Annotated in this window: 6 protein-coding genes; 3 read left to right on the forward strand and 3 right to left on the reverse strand. The window is 68.7% G+C overall.

What is annotated here, in order from left to right:
* On the reverse strand, window positions 1-1,302 hold a 1,302-nt coding region (locus HUU96_RS07710; RefSeq protein ID WP_254605105.1), incomplete at its 3' end, for a Mur ligase family protein.
* A gap of 49 nt (window positions 1,303-1,351) precedes the next feature.
* Here HUU96_RS07710 and HUU96_RS07715 point away from each other — a divergent pair.
* Window positions 1,352-2,167, forward strand: coding sequence for an LD-carboxypeptidase (locus HUU96_RS07715; protein ID WP_174292255.1), 816 nt, complete (start codon window positions 1,352-1,354; stop codon window positions 2,165-2,167).
* 9 nt (window positions 2,168-2,176) lie between these two features.
* On the opposite strand, the gene HUU96_RS07720 is transcribed toward HUU96_RS07715, so the two are convergent.
* Window positions 2,177-2,716, reverse strand: a complete 540-nt coding sequence (locus HUU96_RS07720; protein WP_174292256.1) for a hypothetical protein — start codon at window positions 2,714-2,716, stop codon at window positions 2,177-2,179.
* A 181-nt stretch (window positions 2,717-2,897) separates the two neighbouring features.
* Between HUU96_RS07720 and thrS the strand changes: the two genes are divergently transcribed.
* Together thrS and infC are read left to right on the forward strand one after the other, a co-directional pair.
* Window positions 2,898-4,913, forward strand: a complete 2,016-nt coding sequence (thrS, locus tag HUU96_RS07725) for a threonine--tRNA ligase (RefSeq protein WP_174292257.1) — start codon at window positions 2,898-2,900, stop codon at window positions 4,911-4,913.
* A gap of 67 nt (window positions 4,914-4,980) precedes the next feature.
* Window positions 4,981-5,511 (forward strand): translation initiation factor IF-3, encoded by a 531-nt coding sequence (gene infC, locus HUU96_RS07730; RefSeq protein ID WP_174292258.1) that lies wholly within the window; start codon window positions 4,981-4,983, stop codon window positions 5,509-5,511.
* Window positions 5,512-5,619: 108 nt separating this feature from the next.
* Here infC and HUU96_RS07735 read toward each other — a convergent pair.
* A partial coding sequence (locus HUU96_RS07735) for a [protein-PII] uridylyltransferase (protein ID WP_174292259.1) occupies window positions 5,620-8,172 on the reverse strand: 2,553 nt, incomplete at its 5' end.

Consider the following 8,172-nt stretch of genomic DNA (forward strand, 5'->3'; position numbering starts at 1 on the left):
GGCGGCGGCGCGGTCGGCGACGTGGCGAGCGTCGAGGCCGGCGGCGGCGAGCGGCGCGACGATGTCGGCGCTGGTCACCTCGCGCGCGACTGTGCCGCCCTGGTAGACCGGATCGGGCAGGACCAGCACGTCGCCGGGCGCGAGCCCGTGGCGGAACGTCTTGATCAACTCGTCGCGCATCATCCGCAGCGGCCGATAGCCGTGCGGCTGGAACAGGATCAACACGCGACCGGGATGCGCGTGCAGCGTCGCCAGCGTTGCGGCGATCTTGTCGGGGTTGTGGCCAAAATCGTCGATCACCGCGATCCCCCCGGCCCTGCCGACCAGGTCGAAGCGGCGGCGCAGGCCGACGAACCCCTCGATCGCGCGCGCGACGTCGGCGAGTGGAACGCCGGCGGCGACGCACGCACCGATCGCGGCAAGCGCGTTGGCGACGTTGTGGCGGCCGGGCACGGCGAGTCGGATGCGGTGGCGTTCGCGCGCAGCGACCAGATCGAAGCCGATCGCGAACGGCTCGGGTGCCAAGTCCCGCGCCACCAGATCCGCCTCGCCCTCGACCGCCACCGTCACCAGCCGCTCGCGCGGGAGTGTCGCTGCCAACAACGCCGCCTCGACGTCGCCGACATTGACGATCGTCGTGCTCGCCTGCCGCGCGAAGTCCGTAAACAGCGACCGCAATTCGTCCAGGCTCTTGTGGTCGAGGCTGACATTGTTGAGGACGGCAATGCCCGGCCGATACAGCGCGATCGAGCCGTCGCTTTCGTCGACCTCGCTGACGAACGCGTCACCTCGCCCGACTAGCGCGCTGGCAAAGGGCGCGTCGGGGCGGACGAAGTTCTTCATCACCGCGCCGTTCATCACCGTCGGATCGCGACCGAGCGCGTGCAGGATCCAGCCGATCATGCCGGTGACGGTCGACTTGCCGCTGGTACCGGCGACGCCGATCGGCAGCGCGCTGGCGTTGAACAGCTGCGCGAGCAGCCCGGCGCGGCCGATCCGCCCGCAGCCCAGCGCAGTGGCGGCGACGATGTCGGGAACGCTCTCCTCCACCGCTGCGGAGGCGACGACCAGCTGGCCGGCGGCGACGCCGCTGCCGTCCTGCGGAAACAGGGCGATGCCGAGGTCGCGCAGCGCGTCGAACTTGGCGGGCACGCGCCCCGCATCGAGCGCGCGGTCGGAGCCGGCGACCCGGACGCCCCTTGCGGCGAGGATCATCGCCAGCGGCATCATCCCCGACCCGCCGATGCCGACCAGGAAACAGGGTGGCAGCGCATCGCCCATGTCGGATTTGCCGTCGTCCATGCGATCGCGCTATCGGTCCGGCCGGATCGAGGCAAGCGAGGCGCGGCTCATGAAAATCGGCATCGTCGCCCCCGCCAGCCGCGGCAAGCGCGAGGCATTGGCCCCCGCCAGCGCCTTTGCCGCAATCACCCACCCCGATGCCGACCTGATCTTCTCGTCCCAATGCTGGGAGGAGGACGGCCATTTCGCCGGCTCCGACGCGTCCCGCGCGGCGGCGTTCCTGCAGATGGCGAACGACCCGGCGATCGACGCGATCTGGTTTCTGCGCGGCGGCTATGGCTCCAACCGGCTATTGACCAGCGTCATGCCGCAGCTCGGCCCGGCGGCGTGGCACAAGGCCTATTGCGGCTATTCGGACGTCGGTTTCCTGCTGGGCGCGCTCTATGCCCGCCGCATCGGCCGACCGGTTCACGGGCCGATGGTGATCGACTCGCAGCGGGTGGGCGGCGACGTGACGGTGGCGCGCTCGCTGGGCTGGCTGGTGAGCGGCGATCGGCAGGGGCTGGAGCCGGGGCTCGACGGCCGGCCGGCGGCGGCGTTCAACCTGTCGATCCTGGGCGCGCTGATCGGGACGCCGTGGATGCCCGACCTCGCCGACCATGTCCTGCTGATCGAGGACGTGTCGGAGCCACTCTACAATATCGACCGGCTGCTCTGGCATATGGCGCACGCGACCCAGCTGCGCGGCGTCGCCGGTGTGCGACTGGGCGCGGTGAGCGACATCAAGCCCAACGACCCGCCCTGGGGCGAGCCGCTGGAATTGATAATCCAACGCTGGTGCGGCGAGATGGGTGTGCCGTATCTCGGGCGGGCGCTGATCGGGCATACGGCCGACAACCATGTCGTGCCGTTTGGAGTGGCGTGAGGCGTAGCCCTACATCACGTTGATGAAGACGTGGACCGGATCGCCGCGCTCCGATTGGATATAGTCACGCAGCCCCTTCAGGATGTCGGCCGCCGTCTTGCCCTTGTCGCCATAGCCCTTCGCAGTCGACAACCCGCGATACACGCTACTCGCGCCGCGCAGCGTCGCATCGCCGGCACCCATCAGCTTGTCGACGCCGAGCGCCAGGAATGAATCCTGGATACCCACCACGCACTGCATCGCGGCGGTGAGGTTTGCCGTCATCGTCACTCGCTGAAGCGCGTTCTGCACTTCGGAGATGATCGAGCTATAGTTGCTGCCACCGCCCTGGAGATGGTTGGCGGGATATTGACCGTTGATGCCGGGGCACACGGCACCGTTGGTCACGTTCTTCTCGGCCATGAAGTTGAGCAGGCCGCCGATGCGGCAGACCGTCAGCCCGGGCAGCGAGGACAGCCGGTGCGATAGCTTTCCCGGAAAGCTGCTGTTCTTTTCGTACAGGAACATGAAGGCCGACGCGACGACGCCGGCCGGAGCTTGCACTGGCATGATATTTCCCCCTATTTAAATTCCCCAAGGCGCAGTTGGCATATTTTCTTGGTCAACGCGAGTCTCGCCGCAACCTGTGCTCGATCCGGTCGGCGATGCGCCGGGTGGCTCTGGCATCACTCGCCCGCTATAGCCGCCGCGCGGTACCGCCGCTCCTTTCCCGCCAGAGGTTTGTTTCGACATGTCCGCCTTGTTCCGCATCACGCTCCCCGACGGTTCCGTCCGCGAGGTTGCGCCCGGGACTACCCCCGCGGATGTGGCCGCGGCGATCGGGCCGGGGCTGGCGAAGGTGGCGCTGGCGGCGCGCGTTGACGGCGAGGTGCGCGACCTGTCGCGACCGTTTGAGGGCGATGCGCAGCTGGCGCTGGTCACTGCGCGTGATGAGGCCGATGCGCTGGCGCTCGCCCGCCACGACTTTGCGCATGTCATGGCGGAGGCGGTGCAGCACCTGTTCCCCGGCGCACAGATCACTTTCGGGCCGGCGACCGAGGACGGTTTCTATTACGACTTCGCCGCGCCCAAGGATCGCGGGCCGTTCACCGATGAGGACCTGCCCGCGATCGAGGCGGAGATGCGGCGCATCATCGCCCGCAACGAGCCGTTCGTGCGCGAGGTGTGGTCGCGAGAGCAGCTGATCGAGACATGGATCCGGCAGGGCGAGACGTTCAAGGCCGAATGGGCTGCCGAGCTGCCCGATGGCGAGGAGCTGACCATCTATCGCCAGGGCGAGTGGCTCGACATGTGCCGCGGGCCGCACATGCCCTCGACGGGGCGGCTCGACCCGGCGGCGTTCAAGCTGACGCGGGTGTCGGGGGCGTATTGGCGCGGCGACCAGGCCAATGCGATGCTCAGCCGCGTCTACGGCACCGGCTGGCTCAACAAGAAGCAGCTCGACGCCCACCTCCTCATGCTGGAGGAGGCCGCCAAGCGCGACCATCGCCGCATCGGTGCCGACATGGACCTGTTCCACCTCCAGTCGGAGGCGCAGGGGAGCGTGTTCTGGCACCCCAAGGGCTATCTGCTGTGGCGGCAGCTGGAGGCGTATATGCGCCGCCGCCTCGACGCCGCCGACTATGCCGAGGTCAAGACGCCGCAGCTGATGGACGCCCGCCAGTGGGAGCAGTCGGGGCACTGGGGCAAGTATCGCGAGAACATGTTCGTCGTGCCCGACGAGATCCCGGGGACGGAGGAGGGCGCGGCGGTGCTGTCGGGCGACGCCGAGCTGATGGCGCTGAAGCCGATGAACTGCCCCGCGCACGTCCTGATCTTCAAGCAGGGGATCAAGTCGTACCGCGACCTGCCGATCCGCATGGCCGAGTTCGGCTGCTGCCACCGCAACGAGCCGCACGGCGCGCTGCACGGCATCATGCGGGTGCGCCAGTTCACCCAGGACGATGCGCATATCTTCGTGCGCGAGGACCAGCTGGTCGACGAGGTGACGAAGTTCTGCGAGCTGCTCGACAGCGTCTATCGCGACTTGGGGTTCGAGGATTACGCGGTCAAGCTGGCGCTGCGCCCCGAAGCGCGGTTCGGCAGCGACGCGATGTGGGACCAGGCGGAGGAGGAGCTGCGCCAGGCGGTGCAGGCGTCGTCGCTGTCCGACGCGATCAAGGCGAAGTTCGAGGAGCTGCCGGGCGAGGGGGCCTTCTATGCGCCGAAGCTGGAGTTCCACCTGACCGACGCGATCGGGCGGACGTGGCAGGTCGGCACCATCCAGTCCGACCGGGTGCTGCCCGACCGACTCGACGCGAGCTACGTCGGCCAGGACGGCGAGCGCCACCGGCCGGTGATGCTCCACCGCGCGATCCTGGGCACCTTCGAGCGCTTCATCGGCATCCTCATCGAGCATCACGCCGGCCGCTTCCCGCTATGGCTGGCACCGGTGCAGACGGTGGTCGCGACGATCGTGTCGGACGCCGACGACTATGCCGAACGGGTCGCGGCCGAGCTGCGCGCGGCGGGTCTGCGCGTCGAGACCGACCTCAGGAACGAGAAGATCAACTATAAGGTACGCGAGCACTCGGTTGCCAAGGTGCCGGTGCTGCTCGTCGTCGGCAAGCGCGAGGCGGACGAGGGCACGCTGGCGATCCGCCGCCTCGGCAGCCAGGGGCAGGAGGTGGCGACGCTGGCCGCCACGCTCGCCGCGCTCAGCGCGGAGGCGGTGCCGCCCGACCTGCGCAACACACCTTCCGCTTGAGGTGGAAAATCACTATGTCCGTCATCTGACCACGATAGGAGCGACACCCATACCCCCTCCCACTCCCATGCGCCGGCCCAACCAGGCACCGCCGATGAACGGCCCGCGGTTCAACGAATTCATCGTCAGCCCCAAGGTTCGCGTGATCGATCACGAGGGCGAAAATCTGGGCGTGATGTATACCCGCGAGGCGATGGCGCAGGCGCAGGAGCTGGGCCTCGACCTGGTCGAGGTGTCGCCCAACGCCGACCCGCCGGTCGCCAAGTTCCTCGACGTCGGCAAGTTCAAGTACGAGGCGCAGAAGAAGGCGAACCTCGCCCGCAAGTCGCAGAAGACGCAGGAGATCAAGGAGATCAAGATGCGTCCCAACATTGACGATCACGACTATGACACCAAGATGAAGAAGGTGGTCGAGTTCATCGAGGAGGGCGACAAAGTCAAGGTGACGATGCGCTTTCGCGGCCGAGAGCTTTCGCACGGATCGCTCGGCATGGCGGTGCTGCAGCGCGTCGCGGAGGCGACCAACGAAGTCGCCAAGGTCGAGGCCTATCCGCGGATGGAAGGTCGGCAGATGCTGATGGTGCTGTCGCCCAAATAGAATGGCGACGCTATTCTATGTCGCGTGGGCGACACGGCCAGCGGGGCGCAGCCCCGACTGACGGCGCGGGTTCTCTCCGCGCCGGCGCGCCGCTGATGAGACAGCCTCCTACCGCCCCGCCGCCGCCGCGATCAGCCGCGTCTCCAGCGCCGCCAGCCTTGGCCCTTCGGCGATCTTGTCGCCGGTCAGGTCGGTGAGATAGAAGGTGTCGACCGCGCGTTCGCCATAGGTGGCGATGTGCGCCGAATGCACCGTCACCTTCGACTGGAACAGCGCGTTGGCCAGCTGTCCCAGCAGCGCCGGCCGGTCGCGAGCGTTAACCTCGACGACGGTGAAGCGATTCGAGGCGCGGTTGTCGATCAGCGCGTTGGGCTGAATGTCGAAGGCGTCGGCGCGGGGCCGGGGGAGCGGGCGGGCGCGCAGCCGCTCGTCGAGCCGGCCGCGATTGGCAAGCGCGTCCTCGATCGCGCGGGTCAGCCGGGCGAGCTGGCCGGCATCGTCGAACGGCCGGCCGAGCGGGTCCTGCACCAGGAAATTGTCGAGCGCGACGCCGTCGCGGGTGGTGTGGATGCGCGCGTCGATGATGTTACCGCCGGCGACATGGATCGCGCCGGCGATGCGGTAGAACAACCCCGGATGGTCGGCGGCGGCGATCGTCACCAGCGTCGCGCCGCGATCGGGATAGACCTGCGCGTCGATCGCCAGCGGGCGGTTCGCGGCGGCGGCGAGGAAGCGGGCGTTGCCGAGCAGCACATCGTCGGTCTCCGCCACCCAATAGGAGGCGGGCAGCCGCCGCACATGCGCCTTGAACGCCGCCTCCTCCCAGCCAAGCGCCTCGCGCAGCCGCGCCTGCTTGGCGGCAATGCGCTCGTCGCGGCCGCGCTGCTGGTGACCGAGGCGCAGCACCTCCTCGGCGGCGGCGAACAAGGTGTCGAGCAACTGCCGCTTCCAGCCATTCCAGGTGCCCGGCCCGACCGCCTGGATGTCAACGATGGTCAGCACCAGCAGCAGCCGCAGTCGCTCGGTGCTCTGCACCTGCCGGGTGAAGTCGAGGATCGTTTTGAAGTCCGACAGGTCGCGCTTGAACGCTGTTGCCGACATCAGCAGGTGATGGCGCACCAGCCACGCCGCCGTCTCCGCCTCTGCTGCCGTCAGCCCCAGCCTGGGGCCGAGCCGGCAGGCGACCTCCGCACCGAGCACCGAATGGTCGCCGCCGCGCCCCTTGGCGATGTCGTGGAGCAGCACCGCGACGTACAGCGCCCGACGCGACGCGATCTGCTCGATCACGGCGCTGGCGAGCGGGTGCTCCTCCGTCATCGCGCCGCGCTCGAGCCGCGACAACAGGCCGATCGCGCGGATGGTGTGCTCGTCGACGGTGTAATGATGGTACATGTCGAACTGCATCAGCGCGACGATGCGGCCGAAATCGGGGACGAAGCGGCCCAGCACGCCGGCCTCGTTCATCCAGCGCAGCACCAGCTCGGGGTCGTGGCGGCTGGTCAGGACATCGAGGAAGAGGGCGTTGGCGCGCGGGTCGGCGCGATGATCGTCGATCAGCTTGGCGTCGCGCGCGGCGGCGCGCACCGTCAGCGGGTGGATCTCCAGCCCGTGCACGTCGGCCAGCTGGAACAGCTCGATCAATCGCACCGGGTCTTCGGCGAAGAAGCCGTCGCGCGGCAGCGCCAGCCGGTCGCGGTCGATGCCGAAGCCGTTCAGACCGCGCTTGCGCCGGCGCAGCATGGCGAGCCCGAACGCCCGCCCGATCGGCGCGAAGCGCTCGTCGAGATGCGCGAGGAAGACGCCGGTCAGCGTCCCCACCGTCTTCGCCTGCAAGAAGTAATATTGCATGAACCGCTCGACCGCCGGCTTGCCCGGCCGGTCGGAGAAGCGCATTCGCGCGGCGATCTCGCGCTGGACGTCGAAGGTCAGCCGGTCCTCGGCGCGGCCGGTGATGGCGTGGAGGTGGCAGCGCACCGCCCACAACCAGTCGTCGGCGCGGTGAAACAACCGGTATTCGGCCGGGGTGAACAGGTCCTTGTCGACCAGCTCTGCGGCGCGGGTCACGTCGAACACGTATTTGCCGATCCAGAACAGCGCGTGCAGGTCGCGCAGGCCGCCCTTGCCCTCCTTGACGTTGGGCTCGACGACGTAACGGCTGTCGCCCATCTTGCGGTGGCGCTCGTCGCGCTCGGCCAGCTTGGCGGCGATGAAGGCACGCTCGCTGCCGCGTTGGATCTCGGCCTTGAAGCGGCGGCCGGCCTCTTCGTACAGCGCGGCGTCGCCCCATACGAAGCGCGCTTCCAGCAGTGCGGTGCGCGCGGTGACGTCGGCCTTGGCCTGGCGCACCATCTCGTCGAGCGAGCGGCTGGAATGGCCGACCTTAAGCCCCAGGTCCCAGAGCGTGTAGAGGATCGACTCGATGACCTGCTGCGCTCGGAGGGACGGCGCGCCTCGGGTGACGAAGCCGATATCGACGTCCGACTGCGGGGCCATCTCGGCGCGGCCATAGCCGCCGACCGCGAGCAGCGCGAGGCGATCGCCGCCCGTGCCCGGCGTGTGGAGCCGGCCGTCGACGAACTCGGCCAGCGCGCGCAGCAGCCCGTCGATCAGATACGCCCCCGCCGCCGCCGCCTCGAGCCCGCGGGCGGGATGGTCGAGCAG

The sequence above is a fragment of the Sphingomonas bacterium genome, from assembly GCF_903644135.1.
Classification (GTDB): Bacteria; Pseudomonadota; Alphaproteobacteria; order Sphingomonadales; family Sphingomonadaceae; genus Sphingomonas.